This is a genomic window from Cellulomonas alba, from assembly GCF_030362835.1.
In the GTDB taxonomy this organism is placed as follows: domain Bacteria; phylum Actinomycetota; class Actinomycetes; order Actinomycetales; family Cellulomonadaceae; genus Cellulomonas; species Cellulomonas alba.
In genome coordinates, this window is record NZ_JAUCGQ010000001.1 from 1,693,729 (window position 1) to 1,714,363 (window position 20,635).

The 20,635-nt window shown below is 75.3% G+C and carries 22 protein-coding genes; 12 read left to right on the forward strand and 10 right to left on the reverse strand.

What is annotated here, in order from left to right; genetic code table 11:
• Positions 1-284 precede the first annotated feature (284 nt).
• Positions 285-1,313: a glycoside hydrolase family 11 protein gene (locus QRT04_RS07765; protein WP_289454646.1), complete on the forward strand. Its 1,029-nt coding sequence runs from the start codon at positions 285-287 to the stop codon at positions 1,311-1,313.
• 156 nt (positions 1,314-1,469) lie between these two features.
• On the opposite strand, the gene QRT04_RS07770 is transcribed toward QRT04_RS07765, so the two are convergent.
• On the reverse strand, positions 1,470-2,492 hold the full coding sequence (locus tag QRT04_RS07770; RefSeq protein ID WP_289454647.1) for a zinc-dependent alcohol dehydrogenase family protein: 1,023 nt from the start codon (positions 2,490-2,492) through the stop codon (positions 1,470-1,472).
• Between the two features lie 148 nt (positions 2,493-2,640).
• Between QRT04_RS07770 and QRT04_RS07775 the strand changes: the two genes are divergently transcribed.
• From QRT04_RS07775 to QRT04_RS07785, 3 genes are all read left to right on the forward strand, one after another.
• Positions 2,641-3,354, forward strand: a complete 714-nt coding sequence (locus tag QRT04_RS07775) for a class I SAM-dependent methyltransferase (RefSeq protein ID WP_289454648.1) — start codon at positions 2,641-2,643, stop codon at positions 3,352-3,354.
• Between the two features lie 10 nt (positions 3,355-3,364).
• The gene (locus QRT04_RS07780; RefSeq protein WP_289454649.1) at positions 3,365-3,790 is read left to right on the forward strand and encodes a VOC family protein; all 426 of its coding nucleotides are present in this window, start codon (positions 3,365-3,367) and stop codon (positions 3,788-3,790) included.
• Between the two features lie 70 nt (positions 3,791-3,860).
• The gene (locus QRT04_RS07785; RefSeq protein WP_289454650.1) at positions 3,861-4,568 is read left to right on the forward strand and encodes a VIT1/CCC1 transporter family protein; all 708 of its coding nucleotides are present in this window, start codon (positions 3,861-3,863) and stop codon (positions 4,566-4,568) included.
• 102 nt (positions 4,569-4,670) lie between these two features.
• Here the strand turns inward: QRT04_RS07785 and QRT04_RS07790 are convergent, their stop codons facing one another.
• From QRT04_RS07790 to QRT04_RS07810, 5 genes are all read right to left on the reverse strand, one after another.
• Complete coding sequence (locus QRT04_RS07790; protein ID WP_289454651.1) at positions 4,671-5,222, reverse strand: NADPH-dependent FMN reductase; 552 nt, start codon at positions 5,220-5,222, stop codon at positions 4,671-4,673.
• Positions 5,219-6,610, reverse strand: coding sequence for an LLM class flavin-dependent oxidoreductase (locus QRT04_RS07795; protein WP_289454652.1), 1,392 nt, complete (start codon positions 6,608-6,610; stop codon positions 5,219-5,221). Before QRT04_RS07795 ends, QRT04_RS07790 begins: the two co-directional genes overlap by 4 nt.
• Positions 6,611-6,698: 88 nt before the next feature.
• Entirely contained in the window at positions 6,699-7,571 is an 873-nt protein-coding gene (locus tag QRT04_RS07800) for an ABC transporter permease (protein ID WP_289454653.1), read from the reverse strand.
• Positions 7,564-8,409: an ABC transporter ATP-binding protein gene (locus tag QRT04_RS07805; protein WP_289454654.1), complete on the reverse strand. Its 846-nt coding sequence runs from the start codon at positions 8,407-8,409 to the stop codon at positions 7,564-7,566. Before QRT04_RS07805 ends, QRT04_RS07800 begins: the two co-directional genes overlap by 8 nt.
• The gene (locus QRT04_RS07810) at positions 8,406-9,539 is read right to left on the reverse strand and encodes an ABC transporter substrate-binding protein (protein ID WP_289454655.1); all 1,134 of its coding nucleotides are present in this window, start codon (positions 9,537-9,539) and stop codon (positions 8,406-8,408) included. The genes QRT04_RS07805 and QRT04_RS07810 overlap by 4 nt, the downstream gene beginning before the upstream one ends.
• Before the next feature lie 274 nt (positions 9,540-9,813).
• Here QRT04_RS07810 and QRT04_RS07815 point away from each other — a divergent pair, with 274 nt between their 5' ends.
• From QRT04_RS07815 to QRT04_RS07825, 3 genes are all read left to right on the forward strand, one after another.
• Positions 9,814-10,935 (forward strand): low temperature requirement protein A, encoded by a 1,122-nt coding sequence (locus QRT04_RS07815; protein WP_289454656.1) that lies wholly within the window; start codon positions 9,814-9,816, stop codon positions 10,933-10,935.
• A gap of 105 nt (positions 10,936-11,040) precedes the next feature.
• Positions 11,041-12,498, forward strand: a complete 1,458-nt coding sequence (locus QRT04_RS07820; protein ID WP_289454657.1) for a lipase maturation factor family protein — start codon at positions 11,041-11,043, stop codon at positions 12,496-12,498.
• A 72-nt stretch (positions 12,499-12,570) separates the two neighbouring features.
• The gene (locus tag QRT04_RS07825; RefSeq protein ID WP_289454658.1) at positions 12,571-13,326 is read left to right on the forward strand and encodes a VOC family protein; all 756 of its coding nucleotides are present in this window, start codon (positions 12,571-12,573) and stop codon (positions 13,324-13,326) included.
• A gap of 36 nt (positions 13,327-13,362) precedes the next feature.
• Here QRT04_RS07825 and QRT04_RS07830 read toward each other — a convergent pair whose 3' ends face one another.
• The gene (locus tag QRT04_RS07830) at positions 13,363-13,629 is read right to left on the reverse strand and encodes a hypothetical protein (protein WP_289454659.1); all 267 of its coding nucleotides are present in this window, start codon (positions 13,627-13,629) and stop codon (positions 13,363-13,365) included.
• Positions 13,630-13,740: 111 nt separating this feature from the next.
• On the opposite strand from QRT04_RS07830, the gene QRT04_RS07835 reads away from it, so the two are divergent.
• Positions 13,741-14,211: an NUDIX domain-containing protein gene (locus tag QRT04_RS07835; RefSeq protein ID WP_289454660.1), complete on the forward strand. Its 471-nt coding sequence runs from the start codon at positions 13,741-13,743 to the stop codon at positions 14,209-14,211.
• A 61-nt stretch (positions 14,212-14,272) separates the two neighbouring features.
• Here QRT04_RS07835 and QRT04_RS07840 read toward each other — a convergent pair whose 3' ends face one another.
• Positions 14,273-15,190, reverse strand: a complete 918-nt coding sequence (locus QRT04_RS07840) for a PadR family transcriptional regulator (protein ID WP_289454661.1) — start codon at positions 15,188-15,190, stop codon at positions 14,273-14,275.
• A 185-nt stretch (positions 15,191-15,375) separates the two neighbouring features.
• Complete coding sequence (locus QRT04_RS07845) at positions 15,376-16,122, reverse strand: SDR family NAD(P)-dependent oxidoreductase (RefSeq protein WP_289454662.1); 747 nt, start codon at positions 16,120-16,122, stop codon at positions 15,376-15,378.
• A 145-nt stretch (positions 16,123-16,267) separates the two neighbouring features.
• On the opposite strand from QRT04_RS07845, the gene QRT04_RS07850 reads away from it, so the two are divergent.
• Entirely contained in the window at positions 16,268-17,332 is a 1,065-nt protein-coding gene (locus tag QRT04_RS07850; RefSeq protein WP_289454663.1) for a matrixin family metalloprotease, read from the forward strand.
• 34 nt (positions 17,333-17,366) lie between these two features.
• Here the strand turns inward: QRT04_RS07850 and QRT04_RS07855 are convergent, their stop codons facing one another.
• A complete protein-coding gene (locus tag QRT04_RS07855; protein WP_289454664.1) occupies positions 17,367-18,146 on the reverse strand; it encodes a class I SAM-dependent methyltransferase in 780 nt (259 codons plus the stop codon).
• Between the two features lie 187 nt (positions 18,147-18,333).
• On the opposite strand from QRT04_RS07855, the gene QRT04_RS07860 reads away from it, so the two are divergent.
• From QRT04_RS07860 to QRT04_RS07870, 3 genes are all read left to right on the forward strand, one after another.
• A complete protein-coding gene (locus tag QRT04_RS07860; RefSeq protein ID WP_289454665.1) occupies positions 18,334-18,690 on the forward strand; it encodes a YciI family protein in 357 nt (118 codons plus the stop codon).
• Positions 18,691-18,782: 92 nt separating this feature from the next.
• Complete coding sequence (locus QRT04_RS07865; RefSeq protein WP_289454666.1) at positions 18,783-19,190, forward strand: YciI family protein; 408 nt, start codon at positions 18,783-18,785, stop codon at positions 19,188-19,190.
• Positions 19,187-20,632 carry an RNA polymerase sigma factor gene (locus QRT04_RS07870; protein WP_289454667.1) on the forward strand — a complete coding sequence of 482 codons (1,446 nt, stop codon included), beginning with the start codon at positions 19,187-19,189 and terminating at the stop codon, positions 20,630-20,632. The genes QRT04_RS07865 and QRT04_RS07870 overlap by 4 nt, the downstream gene beginning before the upstream one ends.
• The last annotated feature ends 3 nt before the right edge of the window (positions 20,633-20,635 follow it).

Below are 20,635 nucleotides of genomic sequence, written 5' to 3' on the forward strand. Positions count from 1 at the left end.
CCTGGGCCGAAGGTGAACGTTGTCGCCCAGACGAAGCATCTTCGAAAATATCGGGGCGTCGAGCCTCACTCGCGCGGCGCAATCAGGCGGAAACTAAGCGTTTCGTACACCGAAAAGGTGCCTTGACCGCGGTCTGCCCCGGTCCGCAGACTCGCCGGAGGCGGCGGCGCAGTCACCCCTCCGACGTGCGCGGTCGCCGTTCCAGGTCACCCCCCGGAGCCGCACGAGGGCCGTCACAGACCGCCTGTCGCGGCCTCGCACCAATTCCGCACGAAGGAGTGCACATGTTCGACAGTTTCGCAATGAAGCGGAGCAAGCCCCGGCGGCGCGCGGTGCGCACGCTCGTGGGCCTGGGCGCGGCCGGAGCCCTCGTGGCCGGCGTGCTCGCGACGCCGGCGTCCGCGGCGACGATCTCGCAGAACGGCACGGGCTATGACGGCCTGTGGTACTCGTTCTGGACCGACAGCCAGGGCACCGTCTCGATGAACACCAACGGCGGCGGGGCGTACTCCACGTCCTGGCGCAACACCGGCAACTTCGTGGCCGGCAAGGGCTGGCAGACCGGCTCGCGGCACACCGTGAACTACTCCGGGTCGTTCAGCCCGTCCGGCAACGCCTACCTGTCGCTGTACGGCTGGACCACCAACCCGCTCGTCGAGTACTACATCGTCGAGAACTACGGCACCTACAAGCCCACGGGCAACTACAAGGGCACCGTCACCTCCGACGGCGGCACCTACGACATCTACGAGACGACCCGCACGAACCAGCCCTCGATCATCGGCACCGCGACGTTCAACCAGTACTGGGCCGTGCGCCAGTCCAAGCGGACCGGCGGCTCGATCACCGTCGGCAACTTCTTCGACGCCTGGGCCTCCAAGGGCATGCCGCTGGGCACGCAGAACTACCAGATCCTCGCCACCGAGGGCTACCAGTCCTCCGGCAGCTCCAACATCACCGTCTCCGAAGGCTCCACCGGAGGCGGCGGCAACACCGGCGGCGGCGGGAACACCGGCGGAGGCGGGAACACCGGCGGCGGCGGAAGCAGCGGCTGCACCGTCAGCCTCTCCGCGGGCCAGTCGTGGAGCGACCGCTACAACCTCAACGTGAACGTCAGCGGCTCCAACACCTGGACGGTCACGGTCAACGTCCCCTCGCCCGAGAAGGTCTCGGCGACCTGGAACGTCAACGCCACCTACCCGAGCGCCCAGGTGCTCAAGGCGACGCCCAACGGCAGCGGCAACTCGTGGGGCATGACGATCATGAAGAACGGCTCGACCACCTGGCCGACAGCCACCTGCTCGACGAGCTGACCCAGCGATCGGGCGGCCGGCGAGGGTGAGCGCCGGCTGCCCGGCAGGCCGAGGCCGTCCCGCGCACGTGCGGGGCGGCCTCGGCGCTCCTGCGGGCAGCGCAGCGAGCCGCGCCGGCACGCAGCGTCCCGGCGGCCACCACCGTGCCCGGACCGGTCAGGGCACCAGCAGCGTCTTGATGGCGCGGCGCTCGTCCATCGCGCGGTAGCCCTCCGCGACCTCGGACAGCGGCAGGGTCAGGTCGAAGACGCGGCCGGGGTCGATGGCGCGCTGCTCGATGAGCCCGATGAGCTCGGGCAGGAAGCGGCGCACCGGCGCCGGGCCGCCGTGCAGGTGGACGAACGAGTAGAAGAGTCGGTCGCCGGGGATCGCGACGCCGTGCGCGACGCCCACCATGCCGACGTGCCCGCCGGCGCGGGTCGCGGCGATCGCCTGCATCACGGACTGCTGGGTCCCGACAGCCTCGATGACGCTGTCCGCACCGAGCCCGTCGGTCAGGTCCTTGACCTCCGCCACGCCCTCGTCGCCGCGGGTCGTCACGATGTCGGTGGCACCGAACTCGCGCGCCAGCGCCTGCCGCGACGCGTGCCGGCTCATCGCGATGACCCGCTCCGCGCCGAGCTCGCGCGCGGCGAGCACGCCGAGCAGGCCGACCGCGCCGTCGCCGACGACCGCCACCGTCTTGCCCGGACCGACCTCCGCCGCGGTCGCCGCGAACCAGCCCGTGCCCAGCACGTCGGACGCGGCGAGCAGGCTCGGCACCAGGTCCGCGTCGGGCGTCCCGCTCGCCGCGACGAGAGTCCCGTCGGCGAGCGGCACGCGCAGCCGCTCGGCCTGCGCCCCGAGCCCGCCCATGCCCACACGGTGGAGGCACGCCGTCTGGTAGCCGGCGCGGCAGTGGGCGCACGTGTTGTCGGACGCGAAGAACGAGCCGACGACCGTCTGGCCCGGGCGGATCGTGCGCACGTCGGCGCCGACCTCCTCGACGACCCCGACGTACTCGTGGCCGATCGGCTGCGGGTGGTCGATGCGGTTGTCGCCGCGGTAGCTCCACAGGTCGGAGCCGCACACGCACGTCGCGACCATGCGGATCACGGCGTCGGTGGGCTGCTCGATCGTGGGGTCGGCTCGCTCCTCGAAGCGGACGTCGCCAGGGGCATGGATCACGGCACCGCGCACGGCGGCCTCCTCGCGCTGGGGTTGCCGCCATGCTCACACAGCCGACGTCGGCGCGCCGACCGCGGCATGGTCGGCCTCGTCAGCGGGCGCGACGACGGAGCGCTCGGAGCCGGGTCAGGGACGTGGACGCGCTGGCAGGATCGGCCCGGTGGAGCTTCCCGGGGAGGGCGGTGACGTGGACCGGACGACGGCGGCCGCCGCGCGGCGGTGGGACCGGCTCGCGGGCGGGTACGACCGTGCGACCCGGATGGCCGAGCGGCGGTGGTTCGGGCCGGCGCGCGCGTGGCTCGTGCCGCGGGCTCGCGGTGACGTGCTCGAGGTCGCGGTCGGCACGGGCGCGAACCTGCCGCACTACCCCGCCGGCGTCCGCCTCACCGCGACGGACGTGAGCCCCGCGATGGTCGGGCTCGCGCGGGAGCGGGCCGCGGCCCTCGGGCTCCCCGTGACGCTCGAGCTGGGCGACGCCGCCCGCCTGGCGGCACCGGACGACGCGTTCGACGCGGTGGTCTGCACCTTCGCGCTGTGCGCGGTGCCTGACGAGCGCGCGGTCCTGACGGAGCTCGTGCGGGTGCTGCGGCCCTCCGGGCTGCTCCTGCTCGCGGACCACGTCGAGTCGTCGTCGGCGCCGGTGCGCGTGCTGCAGCGCGGGCTCGACCTCGTGTCGATGCGCGCCGAGGAGCACTACCGGCGGCGGCCGCTGCTCTGGGCGCAGGCGCACCCCGGGCTCGAGGTGCTCGACGTGCACGCGACGCGGCGGCGGCTCGTCGAGGCGTTCGTCGCGCGCAAGGCGGCCGCGGAGGGCGACCGGGCCGTGGACAGCCGGCGCCGCGACGACGAGCGTGGGCCGGGAACGACGACGTGAGGAGACCGCAGTGAGCAACCTGGTGGTGCACTTCGAGATCCACGCCTCCGAGCCGCAGACGCTCGTCGACTTCTACTCGCAGCTGTTCGGCTGGACGTTCACGCGGTTCGGCTCGCAGGACTACTGGGTGATCGACACCGGCGAGGGCTCGATCGACCCGCAGACGCGCACCGGCTCGGGCATCAACGGCGGACTCGTGCGGCGCAGGGGCCCGCGGCCCGAGATCGGCGGCCCCGTCACCGGGGCGGACCTCGTGATCGGCGTCGACGGCAGCATCGACTCCGTCTACGCGCGCGGCATCGAGCTCGGCGCCGTCGAGGCGCTGCCGCCCACGGACATGGCGGGCATCGGCCGGCTCGGCTACCTGATCGACCCCGACGGCAACGTGTTCGGCGTCATCTCGCCGATGCTGTCGGACGGCACCCGCGCGATGTGACGACGCGCGAGCCGCCCCGCGACCGCGAGCCACCGCCGGTCGGGATCAGCCCGGCCGTACGGTGCCGGTCATGGACGGCGCCGAGCCCGACGAGGACCCCGGCCGCGAGCAGGCGCGGCGCGAGCTGCTCATCGACGTCAACGACGGGCTCATCGCGGCCGCGGGCATGGTCGAGGGCGTCGCGCGGGCCGGCGCGCCGACGGGCGTCGTGCTGCTGTCGGCGATCGCCGCGGCGGCCGTCGGCGCGGCGATCGTCGGCGGAATGCGGTTCGCCGAGTCCGCCGGCGAGCGGGACGCGCGCGACGCGATCATCGAGGCCGAGCGCCGGAGGATCGCGAACGACCCCGCCGCGGAGCTCGACGAGCTGACCGCGATCTACGCGGCGAAGGGGCTCGACCCCCAGACGGCGCGGCGGGTCGCCGAGGAGCTGAGCGCGCGGGACGCGCTCGCCGCGCAGCTCGACGCCGAGTACCGGCTCGACGCGCTGTCGACCACCTCGCCCGCGCGGGCCGCGCTCCGTGCGTGCGGCGCGTTCGTCGCGGGCGCGATGCTGCCGCTGCTCGTGGGGACGGTCGCCAGGCCCGCGGTCCGGGTCTCCGTCACGGCTGCCGTGGTGCTGCTGGCGCTGGTGGCGAGCGCGATGCTCGCCGCGCGCTCCGGCCGGGTGTCGCCCGTGCGTGCGGTGCTCCGGACCGTCGGCGTCGGCGCGCTGGCGATGCTCATCACGATCGGGCTCGGCGGCCTGCTCGACCTGGGGAGCGCCGAGGTCGAGCTCTAGCCCGGCGCTCCACGACGACGGCGGGGGTGCGCGACCGCACCCCCGCCCGTCCACCGGCCGGGCGCCCAGGCCCCCACGACCCTGCCCGGCCGGCCGTCATGGTCAGGCCTGCACCACCTGCCGCTGCCCGCCGGGCGCTGCCGCGAGCTCGTGGACCCACGACGCGTCGAACCATCGGTCCGTCGCGGCCTCGACGTGCCCCAGCTCGGACTCGAGCAGCGCGAGCGCGCTGGCCGGGACCACGGCGCCGAGCTCCGCGAGCAGCGGCAGGAGGTGCGCGTCCCCCGCGTGCGCGTGCACCGGGCTCGCGGAGACCACGAGCGGGACCACCGGGATCCCGTCGAGCCCGCGAGGGCCGTAGCCGTCGAGGAACGCCTTGAGCAGCCCCGTGTACGACGCCTTGTACACCGGCGTCGCGACGACGAGCAGCCTCGCGCCGGCGGCGAGCGCCAGCGCCGCGTCGACGTCCGGCCGCTCGGCGGCGAACACCTGCGGCGCGAGGTCGGCCAGCTCGATCGTCACGCCCGGGCCCGGCAGCCCGAGGCGGCGCGCCACGATCCCCGCGGCAGCCTCGGCCGCGGCCCGGGTGCGGGACGCCGGCCGCGGGTTGCCGACGAGCGTGACGACGCGACCCGTGTCGGCGAGCGCGCTCATCGGACACCGCCCTCGGCGCCCGCGCCCGCGCCGACGAGCTCGGCCTCGGCGCGTTCGCGCGTGTACCGGTTCGCCGGGCGGCCGAGCCCGAGGTGGTCGCGCAGCGTGGTGCCGGTGTACTCGGTGCGGAACAGGCCGCGCGCCTGCAGGATCGGCACCACGTGGTCGACGAACGCGTCGAGACCCGCGGGCAGCGCGGGCGGCATGACGTTGAACCCGTCGGCCGCGCCGCGGGTGAACCACTCCTCGATGGTGTCGGCCACCTGCTCGGGCGTGCCCGCGACGACGCGGTGCCCGCGTGCGCCCGCGAGCCGGTGGAGCAGCTCGCGGGTCGTCGGCCGCTCGCGCTCCACGATGCCCGCCACGACCTGCAGCCGGCTGCGCGCGTTGTCGGTCACGTCGCCCGCGCCCGAGAAGATCTCGAGCGGCACGGGTGCGTCGAGCTCGAGGCCCGTCAGGTCGACGCCCGCGAGGGTGCCGAGCTGGCGCAGGCCGTACTCGGGCACGGTGAGCTCGTTCAGCTCGCGCTCCAGGATCCGCGCCTCGGCCTCGGTCGAGCCGATGAACGGGCTGATGCCGGGCAGGATCTTGACCTGCTCGGCCCGGCGTCCGTGCCGGTGCGCGCCCGCCTTGATGTCGGCGTAGAACGCCTGCGCGTCCTCGAGGCGCTGGTGCGCCGTGAAGATCGCCTCGGCCCAGCGCGCCGCGAAGTCGCGGCCCGCGTTCGACGCGCCGGCCTGGACGAGCACCGGATGCCCCTGCGGCGAGCGCTTGACGTTGAGCGGACCGGCGACGCGCACGTGCTCGCCCGCGAACTCGACCGCGTGGATCTTCGAGGGGTCGGCGTACCGGCCCGCCTCGCGGTCGAGCAGGATCGCGTCGTCCTCCCAGCTGTCCCAGAGCCGCGTCGCGGCCCGCAGGAACTCGTCGGCCCGCGCGTAGCGGACCTCCGGGTCCGGGTGCGCGTCGAGGCCGAAGTTGGCGGCCGCGTCCGCCGCCGCCGTCGTCACGATGTTCCAGCCCGCACGCCCGTGGCTCAGGTGGTCGAGGGTCGCGAACAGGCGGGCCAGGTTGTACGGCTCGTAGAAGGTGGTGGAGGCGGTGGCGATCAGGCCGATGCGCTCGGTGTGCGCCGCGATGGTCGCGAGCGTGAGGATCGGCTCGGGGTGGCCGACCGAGTTGAACTCGACGCCGCGGTGCAGCACCGGCCCGTCGGCGAAGAACACGGCGTCGAGCTTGGCGGCCTCGGCGCGCTGCGCGAGCTGCACGTAGTAGTCGGCGTCGTAGATGCGGTCGGGACTGCTGGACGGGTGGCGCCAGGCGGCCTCGTGGTGGCCGGCCGGGTGGAGGAAGAGGTTGAGGCTGAGCTGCCGCGGTGCGTCGGACATGGCGGTGCCTTTCGGGGTCGGGGACGAGCTGGTCAGCGGGGCGCCGCTCCGCGACAGCCCGGCGTGCCGCCCGCGTGCCTGGCCCGGGTCATGCCGCCCGCCACCGCGACAGGCGGCGCTCGACGGAGACGAGCACGGCGTTGACCGCGAGGCCGACCAGCGCGATCGCCACGATCCCCGCGTACATCTCGGGGATCTGGAAGTTGAACTGCGTGTAGGTGATGAAGTACCCGAGGCCGGCCTTGGCGCCGACCATCTCGGCCGCGAGCAGCACGAGCACCGACGACGTCGCGGCCATCCGGATGCCCGTGAACACCGTGGGGACCGCCGACGGCAGCACGACCTTGGCGAACAGCGCGACGCGGCCGATGCCGAGCGACCGCGCCGACTTCACCAGCAGCGGGTCGACCGTCCGCACGCCGAGGATGGCGCTCAGCAGCAGGGGGAAGAAGCACGCGTAGACGACGATCGCGACCTTCGACGTCTCCCCGATGCCGAGGAGCAGGATGAACACCGGCAGCAGCGCGAGCGCCGCGGTGTTGCGGAAGATCTCGAAGAACGGCGTCAGGTAGCTCGACACGCGTGACGACGAGCCGATCACGAGCCCGAGGGGCACCGCGATCACCAGCGCGATCGCGAACCCGGCGCCGGCCCGCGCGAGGCTCGTCGTGGTGTGCGTGACGAGCGTCCCGTCGGCGACGAGCTCCGCGAACGTACGCGCGACCGTCGAGAACGGCGGCAGGAACACCGGGTCGACCCAGCCGGCCCGCGGCGCGACCTCCCACAGCGCGAGGAACGCGACGATCGCGACCGACGCGCGGCCCGCGACCGCGAGCGCGTGCCGCACCGACCGGCCGCCGGCAGCGGACTGGAACACGGACCGGCGGCCGAGCGTCGGCGGGTCGGCGAACGCGGGCTCGTCGGCCACGACCGGGGGACGCGAGGCCAGGGTGCTAGACATGCGCGACCTCCTTCTCGGCCGCGACCTCGCCCGCGGAGACGGTGGTCGCCGCCGGCCTGTCGTGCAGCGCGTCCCACACGCGGTGCCGGTACGCGACGAACCGCGGGTCGGAGCGCAGGTCGGTCGACGACCCGACCGTCCGGTCGCCGAGGTCGACGTCGATCACGTCGCGGACGCGCCCCGGCCGGGGCGTCAGGACGACGATGCGCTGGCCGAGGTAGACGGCCTCCTCGATGCCGTGCGTGATGAACAGGATCGTCTTGCCCGTGGCCCGCCAGATGCGGAGCAGCTCGTCCTGCAGCTGCTCGCGCGTCTGGGCGTCGAGCGCCGCGAACGGCTCGTCCATCAGCAGCACCTCGGGGTCGAACGCGAGGCTCCGCGCGATCGCGACGCGCTGCTTCATGCCACCCGAGAGCTCGTGCGGGTAGCGCTGCTCGAAGCCCTCGAGCCCGACGAGCGCGAGGTGCTCGCGCGCGATGCGCTGCCGTTCGGCACGTCGCAGCCCGCGGCCCTCGAGCCCGAGCTCGACGTTCCCCTGCGCCGACCGCCACGGCAGCAGCGCGTACTGCTGGAACACGATGCCGCGGTCGAGCCCCGGACCCGTCACGGGCCGGCCGTCGAGCAGGATGCGGCCCGCGGTCGGCGCGCTCAGTCCCGTGACGAGGTCGAGCAGCGTCGACTTGCCGCAGCCCGACGGGCCCACGACGGTGACGAGCTCCCCCGGCGCGACCGCGAGCGTGAAGTCCTCGAGCGCGACGAACCGCTGCCCGGCGCCCGCGCCGCGGACGTCGAACTCCTTGCGCACGCCCTCGAAGGCGAGGCGCGGCTGCGCGGTCATCGGGTCGCCGCCGGGGTGCTCGCGGCGCCGCTCGCGGCCGTGGTCGCCGCCGGGGTGCTCGCGACGGGCCTGCCGTCGGGACCCGCGTCGGCGGGGTACGTCCCGTTCGCGTACGGGTTGAACGTGTTGGTCCACAGCTTCGTCGGGTCGAGCTGCCCCTCCTTGAGCTGCCCGTTCCGCACCAGCCAGTCGACCCAGATGCTGATCTCGCGCGGCTGGATGACGCCGCCCGCGGCGGGGATGGACGACGACTTCCAGTACTGCACGAGGTCGGCGTTCTCGCCGCGTCCACGCTTCTCGATGATCGACCGGAACCGCGCCTGGACCTGGTCGGCCGGCGTGATCTGCGTCCACCGGATGGCGCGCGCGACGCCCTGGACGAAGTCGGCGACCGCGTCACGGTGCTTCGCGACGAAGTCGTCCCGGAAGATCAGCGTCCCGTAGGAGAAGTCGCCGAACAGCGTGTCCTCGCCGAACAGCTTGGTGAGGCCGCCGCGGGCGAGCGCCTTGTCCTGCAGCACGCCCGAGAGCGCGGCGACGTCGACCTGGTGCGCGCGGAGCACCTGCTCGGCGTTGACGGGCGGCACGACGACGAGCTGGACCTTGTTCACCTCGTCGGGCGTCAGGCCGCCCCGCGCGAGCCACTCGCGCACCACGAACTCCGCCTGCGCGCCGAGCGTGTTGACGGCGACCTTCTTGCCGATCAGGTCGTGCGCGTCGTGGATGGGGCTGCCGGCGAGCGTGTAGTAGCCACCCTGCGTCTTCTGGTCGACGCCGTAGTAGGAGATGACCGACGTGATCTTGGCGCCGGTCGACGCGAGCTTGGCGATCGCGCCGTTGAACGCGCCGCCGAAGTCGGTCTGGCCGGTGACGGTCGCCTGGATCGAGGCGGGGCCGCCGGTGACGTCGCCGATCCAGTCGAGCCTGACCTTGTGGAAGTAGCCGAGGTCCTCGGCGAGCTCCGGGAACCCGACCTGGCCGACGGACCCCTGGTAGCGCAGGACGGTAGTGCCGCCGGACGCGTGCGGCGCGGCCGCCTCCGCACCGGCGCAGGCCGCGAGCGTGGCGGCGGTGGCGATGGCGAGCGCCGCGGCGACGGACGCTCGGAGGGCATGGCGAAGCTGACGCATGGACGTTCTCTCCTCGTGGAAGGGCGGCCCGCTGGTGGGCCGGTGTCGACGTGCTGGGGCTCAGGGGCAGCACGGACAGCCGAGGGCCGGGGGCCGACGGCGGGAGGAGATGAACCGACGCGAAGCGCGCATGCGGAGGACCGTAGAGAAAGCCGACCATTCTGATCAACATTAGTTCGCATCGTGAGAAGGACACCCGTCCAGGTCGGCACGAGCCGCACCGCGGCGCCCGACTCCCCTAGGCAGGGACGGCCGGGCCCGGCACCCTGGGCGCGTGCCGCGCACCCCGCACCGGGCCACCCGGGTCTCGACGCTCGAGCTGCTGCTCGACCTCGTCTTCGTCGTCACGGTCGGACAGCTCGCGCGGACGGTCGCGGACGACGTCGGCTGGGTCGCGATCGGGCAGGCCGCCGTGCTGATGGCGGTCGTCTGGTGGATGTACGCCGCGTTCGCGTGGCTGACGAACCAGGCCGTGCCCGACACCACGCCCGTGCGCGTGCTGCTGATCGCCGCGATGGCCGCATTCCTGGTGCTGTCGCTCGCCATCCCGACGGCCTTCGGGCACGGCGCCGTCGTGTTCGGCTGCGCCTACGTCGCGGTCGCGGTGATCCACGGCGGGCTGTTCATCGCGCGCGGCGGCGCGAGCGGCGCGGCCGCGATGGTGCGCGTCACGCCCTTGAACGTGCTGATCGGCGTCGCGATGGCGGGCGCGGGCCTCGCGACCGGCGCGTGGCGGTGGACGCTGGTCGCGGTGGCGCTCGGGCTCATCGTCGCGGGCGCGTCGATCGGGCGGCGGACCCCGTTCGACCTCGTCGCCGAGCACTTCGTCGAGCGGCACGGGCTGCTGACGATCATCGCGCTCGGCGAGTCGGTCGTGTCCGTGACCGCGAGCGTGCACGGCGGCGAGCTCGACGCGGGCACGGTCGTCGGCGGTGTGCTGGTCGTCGCGGTGATCGCCGCGCTGTGGTGGTGCTACTTCGTCGGCGACGACGAGCGGGCCAGCGTGGCGTTCTCCGCGGTCGACGTCGACCGCCGAGCGGGGGCCGCGCTGCGCGCGTTCTACGTCGACCACGGCGTCATGCTGTTCGGGCTCGTGCTGCTGGGCGCGGGTTTCCACCTGTCGCTCGAGGCGCCGTTCGAGCCGCCGGGCGTCCCGGTCGGGCTGCTGGCCGGGGTCGGCGTCGCACTGTTCCTGCTGGCGGACGTCGACTACCGGCGGTACCTCGGCCTCGGCACCGGCTGGTGGCGCGCAGCGGCGGCCGCGACGTGCGCGGCGGTGGGTCTGCTCGGCGCGCGCCTCGACGCGGCCGTGCTCGTCGGCGGCCTCGCGCTCGTTCTGGCGGTCGCGCTGGTTGCCGAGGCGCGGACCGCGCGTCCGGAGCCGGCGGAGGCCTGAGCCGGCGCAGGTCGGAGCCGCGGAGGCCCGAGCCGGCGGAGGTCGGAGCTGCGGAGGTCGGAGCCGCGGCGGGCGGTCCGCCGCGGCTCGCGGGACGCTGGCGTCGTGGGCTGGTTCGACGCCGAGCGGTACACCGTGGCCCGCGCCGTGGTGCAGCACGGGGTCGCGGCGGTGTACGCGATCGCGTTCTGGGCGGTGCTGCGCCAGTTCCGGCCGCTGCTCGGCGAGCACGGGCTGCTGCCGGTGCCGGCGTTCGTCGCGCGGGTGTCGTGGCGGCGCACGCCGAGCCTGTTCCACTGGCGGTACTCGGACCGGCTGGTCGTCGCCGTCGGATGGGTGGGGCTCGTCGTCGCGCTGACGCTCGTGGCCGGCTTGCCGCAGCGCGGGCCCGCGTGGCTGCCGCTGATCGCGTTCGCCGTGCTGTGGGCGCTCTACCTGTCCGTCGTCAACGTCGGGCAGGTGTTCTACGGGTTCGGGTGGGAGTCGCTGCTGCTCGAGGCGGGGTTCCTGGCCGCGTTCCTCGGCTCGGACCGCGTCGCACCGCCGCTGACCGTGCTGGCGCTCTTGTGGTGGCTCGTGCTCCGGCTCGAGCTCGGCGCGGGGCTGATCAAGTGGCGCGGCGACCCGGCGTGGCGCGACCTCACCGCGCTCTACTACCACCACGAGACGCAGCCGATGCCGGGGCCCGCGAGCCGGCTGTTCCACCTGATGCCGCGGCCGCTGCACCGCGTCGAGGTGCTTGCGAACTTCGTCGCGCAGCTCGGGGTGCCGTTCCTGCTGCTGGTGCCCGGGCCCGTCGCGGCGACCGGCGCCGCGGTGATGATCGTGACGCAGCTCTGGCTCGTGCTGTCCGGCAACTTCGCGTGGCTCAACTGGCTGACGATCGTGCTCGCGTGCTCGGCGATCGACGACCGGGCGTGGGCGTGGGTGCTGCGGCCGTTCGGCGTCGACGTGCCGGGCTTCCACGGCGGGCCCACGCCGGTCTGGTTCGTGGTCGTCGTGCTCGCGATGACGGCGCTCCTCGCGGTGCTCAGCTGGTGGCCGCTGCGCAACCTGTTCTCGCGGGGGCAGCTGATGAACGCGTCGTTCAACGTCTGGCACCTCGCGAATGCGTACGGCGCGTTCGGCTCGATCACGCGACGCCGCACCGAGGTCGTCGTCGAAGGGACCACCGACGCCCGACCCGGCCCCGACTCCGTGTGGCGCGAGTACGAGTTCCGTGGCAAGCCGGGTTCGGTGGGCCGGCTGCCCCGCCAGTTCGCCCCCTACCACCTGCGGCTCGACTGGGGCATGTGGTTCCTCGGGCTGGGCTCGGCCGCACAGCTGCGGTGGTTCCGGCCGTTCCTCGGACGCCTGCTCGAGGCCGACGCGCCGACCCTGCGTCTGCTCGCGCACGACCCGTTCGAGGGCGCGCGCCCGCGCTGGGTGCGCGCGCGGCTCTACCGGTACCGGTACGCGACGCCGGCCGAGCACCGGGTCGACGGCGCGCGATGGGTCCGCCAGGAGGAGGGTCAGCTGATCGGCGCCGTCGACCTCGCCGGCCTGGCGCGGTACGCGCGCTAGGGTGCGGCCGACCTGCGCGGCCGCGCGGGACGGCGCGGACCCGCGCGCCGCGTCACGAGCGGAGGGACGGTCGTGGGGCTGGACACGCAGCACGGCGGTCCGCGCTGGACCACGGCGTTCCTCGACCTGCCGGGCGCGGCGTTCGCCGCCTCCGTCGCGTTCTGGCGCGGCGTGACGGCGACCGGGATCTCGGCGCCGCGCGGCGACCACGGCGAGCTCGCCACGCTGGTGCCGGCGGACGGCGACGCGTTCCTCCGGGTGCAGCGGTTCGACGGCGGTCCCCGGGTGCACCTCGACCTGCACGTCGACGACCCCGTGGCCGCCGCGGCGGCGGCCGTCGCACTCGGCGCCGCCGAGCTCTTCCGCGAGGACCACGTGGTGCTCCGCTCGCCCGGCGGGTTCGTGTTCTGCGCCGTCCCGTGGCAGGGCGAGCAGCGGCGGCCGGGACCGGTCGGCGGCGTGGTGGTCGACCAGGTCGCGCTCGACGTCCCTGACGCGCTGCACGCGGCCGAGGTCGAGTTCTGGAGCGCGCTCACCGGGTGGGCCGCGGACGGCACGGACGAGCCCGAGCTGACGCTGCTGCGCCGGCACGCGGGGATCCCGCTGCGGCTGCTGCTGCAGCGTCTCGGCTCCGATGATCCCCGCCAGTCCGTGACGGCGCACCTGGACCTCGCCGCCGGCGCGGCGCGGCGCGACGTCGCAGACGCCCACGTCGCGGCGGGCGCGCGGATCCTCGCCGAACGGGCCGACTGGGTCGTGATGCAGGACCCGGCGGGGATCGTCTACTGCCTGACGGCGCGCGAGCCGGTGGTGGGCCGCGCGGACTGACCGCTCGTGATCGGCGAGGGGCGACGCCCCGCGGGCTCACTGCTCCGCGTCGGCCCTGCCCTGCGCGGGATGGCGGCTGACGGCCGCCGACTCGAGGATCGACTCGACGGTCCGCGCCGACCGGCCCGCGGCGTACGACGCGACGGCGAGCAGCATCGCGATCCCGACGACGACCGCCCGGCCGACGAGCCCCGGCACCGCCATCGTCAGGGCGACGCAGGGCACGGCGAGCACGGCCAGCACGAAGCACGCGAGCCAGTCGCGATCCCTGCGCTGCTCGAGCTCCGCCCGCATGGTCACCATGCCGCCACCTCCTGCGAGTGCCGTCATCCTGACGGTAGGACGCCGTTTCGTCACCAGGCGGGGACGTATGTCCCCCGGGCGGCGGACGGACCGGCGTGCGACCGTGCCGTCATGGCGAGCACGAGCGCGGCACTGCTGCTGTACCGGGTCGATCCCGTCGAGGTGCTGATCGGGCACATGGGCGGGCCGTTCTGGGCGCGCAAGGACGCGGGGGCGTGGACGATCCCGAAGGGCGCTGCCGAGGGCGAGGAGGACCTGCACGCCGCCGCGCTGCGCGAGTTCGCCGAGGAGCTCGGCATGCCGGTGCCGGACGCGCGGGAGCCCGACCTGCCGCTGGGCGAGGTGCGGCAGCGGTCGGGCAAGCGCGTCGTCGCGTGGGCCCGGCGCGGGACGCTCGACGTCACGACGATCGCGAGCAACCTCGCCGTGGTCGAGTGGCCCCCGCGCTCCGGCCGGACCATGGAGGTGCCCGAGCTCGACCGCGCCGCGTGGTTCACGCCGCAGGACGCGCGCCCTCTGCTCGTCAGCGGTCAGGCCGAGCTGCTCGACCGGCTGGTCGCCGCGCTGGCCGCGGCCGGATGACGAACCGCCCCGCCGGCGCAGCGTCGTGCGTCGGCGGGGCGGTCCGCTGGTCGAGTCGGCGTCAGCTCGCGCCGGGGCCTGCGTCGCGCGCGGCCGGGTCCTCGCCCGCGAGGACGAGGTACAGGTCGCGGCGCGCGCGGTCGAGCAGCGCGACGGCTCGGGCGACCTGCTCGTCGGTGCCCGTGCGGCCCACCTGGTGGACCACCGAGACGAGCATGCCGACCGAGTCGCGCAGCGTGCGGATCGGGTCGGCCGGCCGGGTGGCCGCGTCGTCCCACGGGGTGCCGAGCTCCTCGGCGTGCTCCTGGACGTAGGCGCGGCCCGCGTCGGTGAGCGTCGCCAGCCGGCGGCCGGACTCGGTCGCCGTCGTGACGAGCCCCTCGTCCTCGAGCAGGTTGAGCGCCGGGTAGACCGCGCCCGGGCTCGGCTGCCAGCGGCCGCCGGAGCGCGCCGCGATCTCCTGGATCAGCTGGTACCCGTGCCGCGGCTGCTCGGCGAGGAGCAGCAGGACGGCGGCGCGGACGTCGCCGCGACCGGCACGGCGACCCGGGCCGCGGCCGCCTCGGGCCCGGCCGCTGCGATCGCCGTGCGCGGTGCGGCCGTGGTGGCCGCGCCGGCCGGGGTCGCCGCCCTCGGCGGCGTACTCGAACGCCCGGCCGCCGAACCCGGCGCCGAAGCCCGGGCCGAAGCCGACGTCGGGCGCGCGGCCGGGACCGCCACGGCGGCCCCCGGTGCTGCCCGGACCGCCGGGGTTGGTCGGGCCGCCGGGGACGGTCGGGGTGCCGGGGTCGGCGCCGGAGGGGCGGCCAGCGTCGCCAGCATCGTGCGACGGTGCGCCGGCAGCAGCGCCGCCAGTGCGGCCATCGCCGGGCTCGATGTCGGGCGAGCCGGGGAAGTCGCCGCGGCGGCGGCGGTCGCGGGGGCCCGCCCCGAAGGGGTTGCCGGGGCGGGGACGGTATCGATCATGGGTGCCTCGCATGAGGTGCCTCCTGGGGTGTCTCGAGGCCCGCCGGTGGGTGGTCCGCGGGCCGGGGCCGGCCGCGTGGTGCCGCGGGCCGACCGGAACGATCGCGAGACCGGTCGCTGAGGACCGGACGCCGTAACGATATATCGTTGATACATCGTTAGCAACCATCGCGTCGGAGACGGGCGCGGCGCGGTGGGTCAGAGCCGGGCGAGGACCGCGCCGCCGTGGATGCCCAGCACCTGCCCCGTGGTCCAGCCCGCGTCGGGGCCGACGAGGTACGCGACGGCGGCGGCAACCTCCTCGGGCGTGCCGCCGCGGCCCGCGGGGATGCGTGCGAGCCGCGCCCGCCGGTCGTCGTCCGTCAGCCCCTGCTCGGCCCAGAACTCGGTGCCGGGCACGAACCCGGGCGCGACCGCGTTGACGGTGATCCCCTCGGCCGCGACCTCGCGTGCGAGCCACGTCGCCCACGAGTTGATCGCGGCCTTCGCGGCGCCGTAGGAGCCCGCGCCGCGCAGCGCCGCCACGGAGCTCATCGCGACGACGCGGCCCCCCGGGCGGCTCAGGTGGGGCAGGAACGCGTCCGCCGTCAGCACCGTGGTCAGCACGTTCAGCCGGAACTGCTCGAGCCACCGCTCGGCGACCTGCTCGAGCGTGTCCTCCGGCTGCTCGCGGGTGCCGCCCGCGTTGAGCACGAGCGCGTCGAGCGGGCCGGTCCAACGCTCGGCGAGCGCGCGGACGTCGGCCGGCTCGCGCAGGTCGGCGGTCTCGACACTGACGGCGTCGCGACCCGTCTCGGCATCGATCGCCTCGCGCGCCTCCTCGAGCCGGTCCCGCCGCCGGCCGACGACCGTCACGTCGAACCCGTCGAGCGCGAGCCGGCGCGCGATCGCGCGCCCGATCCCCGTGCCGCCACCCGTCACCAGCGCCCGCTGCCCCTGCGTCATGCCGACCAGAGTGCCCGGCCGCGGCGGAGACGTCGACGGGAACGGCTCGTCACCCGTTCGCCCCTTCAGCACGCCGCCCCCGGCGCCGATGCCCCAGGCGACCACCGCGCGCGCCGCGCACCGTGGCTCTCCGGAGAGGCGAGGCTTGGCCGACCACCCGCACGTGCCGCACGACGACCTGCCCCGCTCGCCCACCGGGCGCGTGCCGCAGTGGGTCGTCGAGGAGGCGCGCACCGGTCGGCGGACCGCCCCCGACCCGTGGCGCGTCGGACCGCCCCTGCTCGGACCCGACCTCGGCGGCCCGGCGACGGGGCGGACACGCGCGAAGCCGCACCGGCGTCGCCGCTCGCACCGACCCGTCGCTGGCACGCGTCGGCGCAGCCCGGCCCCGCTGCCGGGCGACCGCGTCATCCGGCGCAGCACCCATCCCGTCGCCTGGACGCTGCTCGTCGCGCTCGTGCTGGTCACGGCCGTCGCGCCCGTCCGCTCCTGGGCGTACACGGGCGTCGCGCGGCTGACGGGCCACGCCGTGCACCTGCCGGGGACGCCGACGCCCGGGCGCGAGGAGGCGGACACGCCGCTCGGGACGCCCGCAGCCGTCTCGTCGCGGAGCTCGTCGTTCGCGTTCATGCACCGCCAGCCGGACGGCGTCACACCCGTCACGTGGGACCCGTGCCGTCCGATCCACTACGTGACGCGCCCCGCCGGCACGCCCGCGGGCGGCGACGCGCTCGTCGCGCACGCGATCGCCGCCGTGACGCGCGCGACCGGCCTGCGCTTCGTCGACGACGGCGCGACGACCGAGTCCGTCACGGCGGACCGCGCGGTGTTCCAGCCGGACCGGTACGGCGACCGCTGGGCGCCGGTGCTGATCGCGTGGGAGACGCCGGACGAGCAGCCGCGGCTCGCGGGTTCGGTCGCCGGGCTCTCCGGCCCGGCGGGCGTGACGCTGCCCGGTGCCGACGCCGCGTACGTCTCGGGAACCGTCGAGCTCGACGGTCAGCAGATCGCGACGGCCGAGCGCGTCGAGCCCGCGGCGGCTCGGCTCATCGTCATGCACGAGCTCGGGCACCTCGTCGGGCTCGACCACGTGGACGACCCGACGCAGGCGATGAACCCGATCGCGACGCACGGGTTGCAGGGCTTCGCGGCGGGCGACCTCACGGGCCTGGCGCGCCTCGGCCGGGGCGACTGCCGGCCGGACCTCTGACCGTCGCGGCCGATTGCCGGACGGACCGGTTCGGTCAGGGTCGCGCGACGACGAGCCGGAGCGCGCCGTCGAACGACGGCTGCGTCCGCAGGTGCCCGAACCGGGCGTCCCACGCACCCGAGTCGAGGTCGTCGCGCAGCTGCCGCTCGAACCGGCCGACCGCCGCCGGCTCGACGAAGCCCCACGCCGAGCACGCCTGCCGCGCGGCGGGGTCGAGCAGCAGCTCCGGCCGGCCGTAGTAGGCGTCGTTGAAGCCGTCGGTGCAGTCGAGCGGGATCGGCACGACGCGCACGTCGACGTGGTCGGGGCCGCCGAGGAGCCGCGAGAGCTCCTCGATCGGCGGGTAGCGGCGCGCCTCCGTCGCGATCACCTCGGGGGCGTAGTGCACGAGCCACCAGTCCGCGAGCGCGTCGGGGTCGCCGGTGAGGAGCACGACGGGGCCGCGCGTGACGCGTCGGACCTCCGCGAGGCCGGCCGCGAGGTCGGGCCACTGGTGGACGGTGAACGTGCCCATGGCCGCGTCGAAGGCGCCGTCCTCGAACGGCAGGTGCTCGGCGACCGCGTCGACCGCCGGCGCGAGGTGCGGCGGGCGCTGGGCGCGCATCGCAGCACTCGGCTCGACGGGTGTGACGTCGCGGTCCGTCGGCTCGTACGAGCCCGCGCCGGCGCCGACGTTCAGCACGGTGCGCGCGTCGCCGAGCGCCGCGTGGACCGCGGCGGCGATCCGGTCGTCCGGGCGCCGGTACGTCGGGTAGACCGCGCCGGTGCGGCCGTAGTCGTGGTCCCCCGCGCTGCCGTCCGCCGTCCGCGTCATGCGGCCCAGTGCAGCACGCACCGCCGCGCGGCGTCACGGGCTTCGGCGGCGCGGGTTCGGCCGCGCGTCGTGACGGCACGGTCCCGACGAGGCGTTCGGTGGGAGGGTGTCGAGCGGGGTGGGGGCGGCGCGTCATCTCGGCGACCGGGCTCGCGCCGCGCGGCCCGACGGACGGATGGAGACCCTCATGAACGCCACGTACCTGGTGCTGCTCCTCGGCGACGAGCGCGAGTGGTCCGCGCTCGACGGGCCCGGACGGGACGCGCTCGACGCGTCGCACCGCGAGTTCACGGCCGTCGCCCCGACGCGCGGGCACACGATCCTCGAGGGACGCGAGCTCGCGCTCCCGTCGACGGCGCTCGTGGTGCGGCGGGCGCGGGACGGCGAGGCGACGGTGAGCGAGGGCCCGTTCGCAGAGACGGTCGAGCAGGTGGGCGGGTACTACCTGGTGCGCACGGCCGACCCGAACGATCTGGCGCAGCTCGTCGCGGACACCCTGACGGAGCACGCCGACATCCGCCTCATGCTGCACACCGAGGGCTGACCCGACTCGGTCCGGCTGTCGATTTCCCGGACCCTCGCGCGTCATCCCCCCAGACGGGCACAGTGGGAGGCCCGCAGACGAGAGGACCCGCCATGAGCACGTACATCGTCCTGCTGCACTCCGACGAGGCAGCCTGGGAGAACGCCGACGAGGCGACGCGTGAGCGCGTCCGCAGCGCGCACGTGGAGTTCGCGCAGCGGGCCATCGGGGCCGGCCACCGGATCCTGGGCGGCGAGGAGCTGGACCGCTCCCGCACCGCGACGGTCGTGCGCCGCGACGGCGAGGGCCGGTTCGAGACGAGCGAGGGCCCGTACGCCGAGGCCGTCGAGCAGGTCGGCGGGTTCTACGCGGTCGAGACGGACGACCCGGCGGGCCTCGCCGAGATCGTCCAGGTCCTCGCGTGGCACGACGGCGCCGCGTGCGAGATCCGCCCGATCATCGACCACTCGATGGACGTGGACCTCGGAGCGCGCGCGCAGGCCGCGGCGGGGGTGTCGTGACGCAGGACCCTCCCCACGCGGAGCTCGACGCCGACGCCGGCGCGGGGGACGGACCCGGTGCGGGACCCGAACCCGCCGGCGCGGACGTCGACGCCGCACCCCCTCGTGCAGCGGGCCCGGCCGGCGACGCCCCCGCGGCCGAGGCGGGCGCCGCCGAGCGACCCGCCCCCGGCGCCAGTGCGCCCGAGGTCGCCTCGGCGATCGCGGAGGCGTGGACGACGAGCTGGTCGCGCCTCGTGGCGCTGCTCATCGGCCAGTACGCGCGGCCCGACCTCGCGGAGGACGCGGTCGCCGACGCGTTCGAGCAGGCGGCCCGCCACTGGCCGACCGCGGGCGTCCCGCGCAACCCGGGCGCGTGGCTGCTCACCACGGCACGCCGGCGCGTGCTGGACAGGCTGCGCACCGAGCAGGTGCACCGGCGCAAGGAGCCCCTGATGGTCGTCGACGACGAGATGCGCGCCCTCGCGGCGGCCGCCGTCGACCCCGGCGCGCACGTCGCGGACGAGCAGCTGCGGCTCGTCTTCGCGTGCTGCCACCCGGCGATCGCGCCGGACGACCGCGTCGCGCTGACGCTGCGGTTCGTCGTCGGCCTCTCGACCGCCGAGATCGCGCGGCTGCTGCTGGTCCAGGAGACGGCGCTCGCGGCGCGCATGACGCGGGCCAAGAAACGGCTCGCGGCGTCCGGCATCCCGTTCGCGGTGCCCGCCCCCGAGCGGCTCGACGACCGCCTCGACGTGGTGGCGACCGTCGCGTACCTGCTGTTCACGGCGGGCTACCAGCCCGCGCCGGGCGAGCGGCCGCTGCGCGTCGACCTCGGCGACGAGGCGATCCGGCTGCTGCGCTCGCTCGACACCCTGCTGCCGGACCGCGCCGTGGTGCGCGCGCTGCTCGCCCTGCTGCTCCTGCAGCACTCGCGGCGCGACGCGCGGCTCGACCGCGACGGCGCGATCGTGCTGCTCGCGGACCAGGACCGGTCGCGGTGGCACGCCGACGAGATCGCGGAGGGCGTGGCGCTCCTGACGACGCTCGAGCCCGACGTCCCGACGTCCCGGCTCGCGGAGGACTACCGCGTGCAGGCGCTCGTCGCGGCCGAGCACGCGACGGCGGCGTCGGCGGATGCGACGCGCTGGGACGTGATCGCGGCCCACTACGCGCACCTCGAGGCACTCAGCGGGTCGCCGGTCGTGCGGCTCGCGCGCGCGGTCGCGGTCGCGGAGGCGCAGGGCGCGGACGCGGGGCTCGCACTGCTCGAGGGGCTGGACGACGCGCTGCCGCGCCATCACCGCGTCCCGGCCGTGCGCGCCGAGCTGCTGGTGCGCGTGGGGCGCACGGCCGACGCGGCGTCGCAGTACCGGCGCGCGCTCGACCTCGTCACGAACGCGACCGAGCGCACGCACCTCGAGGCGCGCCTCGCGGCGCTGGGCGGGTCCCCGACCGAGTGACGC

What these genes read in the sequence shown, in the direction of transcription:
- QRT04_RS07830 (WP_289454659.1), bottom strand. Translation starts at nt 13,629, where the DNA reads ATGGTGACCATGCGGGCGGAGCTCGAGCAGCGCAGGGATCGCGACTGG.
- QRT04_RS07805 (WP_289454654.1), bottom strand. Translation starts at nt 8,409, where the DNA reads ATGACCGCGCAGCCGCGCCTCGCCTTCGAGGGCGTGCGCAAGGAGTTC.
- QRT04_RS07835 (WP_289454660.1), top strand. Translation starts at nt 13,741, where the DNA reads ATGGCGAGCACGAGCGCGGCACTGCTGCTGTACCGGGTCGATCCCGTC.
- QRT04_RS07855 (WP_289454664.1), bottom strand. Translation starts at nt 18,146, where the DNA reads ATGACGCGGACGGCGGACGGCAGCGCGGGGGACCACGACTACGGCCGC.
- QRT04_RS07765 (WP_289454646.1), top strand. Translation starts at nt 285, where the DNA reads ATGTTCGACAGTTTCGCAATGAAGCGGAGCAAGCCCCGGCGGCGCGCG.
- QRT04_RS07790 (WP_289454651.1), bottom strand. Translation starts at nt 5,222, where the DNA reads ATGAGCGCGCTCGCCGACACGGGTCGCGTCGTCACGCTCGTCGGCAAC.
- QRT04_RS07785 (WP_289454650.1), top strand. Translation starts at nt 3,861, where the DNA reads ATGGACGGCGCCGAGCCCGACGAGGACCCCGGCCGCGAGCAGGCGCGG.
- QRT04_RS07845 (WP_289454662.1), bottom strand. Translation starts at nt 16,122, where the DNA reads ATGACGCAGGGGCAGCGGGCGCTGGTGACGGGTGGCGGCACGGGGATC.
- QRT04_RS07860 (WP_289454665.1), top strand. Translation starts at nt 18,334, where the DNA reads ATGAACGCCACGTACCTGGTGCTGCTCCTCGGCGACGAGCGCGAGTGG.
- QRT04_RS07810 (WP_289454655.1), bottom strand. Translation starts at nt 9,539, where the DNA reads ATGCGTCAGCTTCGCCATGCCCTCCGAGCGTCCGTCGCCGCGGCGCTC.
- QRT04_RS07865 (WP_289454666.1), top strand. Translation starts at nt 18,783, where the DNA reads ATGAGCACGTACATCGTCCTGCTGCACTCCGACGAGGCAGCCTGGGAG.
- QRT04_RS07840 (WP_289454661.1), bottom strand. Translation starts at nt 15,190, where the DNA reads ATGCGAGGCACCCATGATCGATACCGTCCCCGCCCCGGCAACCCCTTC.
- QRT04_RS07800 (WP_289454653.1), bottom strand. Translation starts at nt 7,571, where the DNA reads ATGTCTAGCACCCTGGCCTCGCGTCCCCCGGTCGTGGCCGACGAGCCC.
- QRT04_RS07795 (WP_289454652.1), bottom strand. Translation starts at nt 6,610, where the DNA reads ATGTCCGACGCACCGCGGCAGCTCAGCCTCAACCTCTTCCTCCACCCG.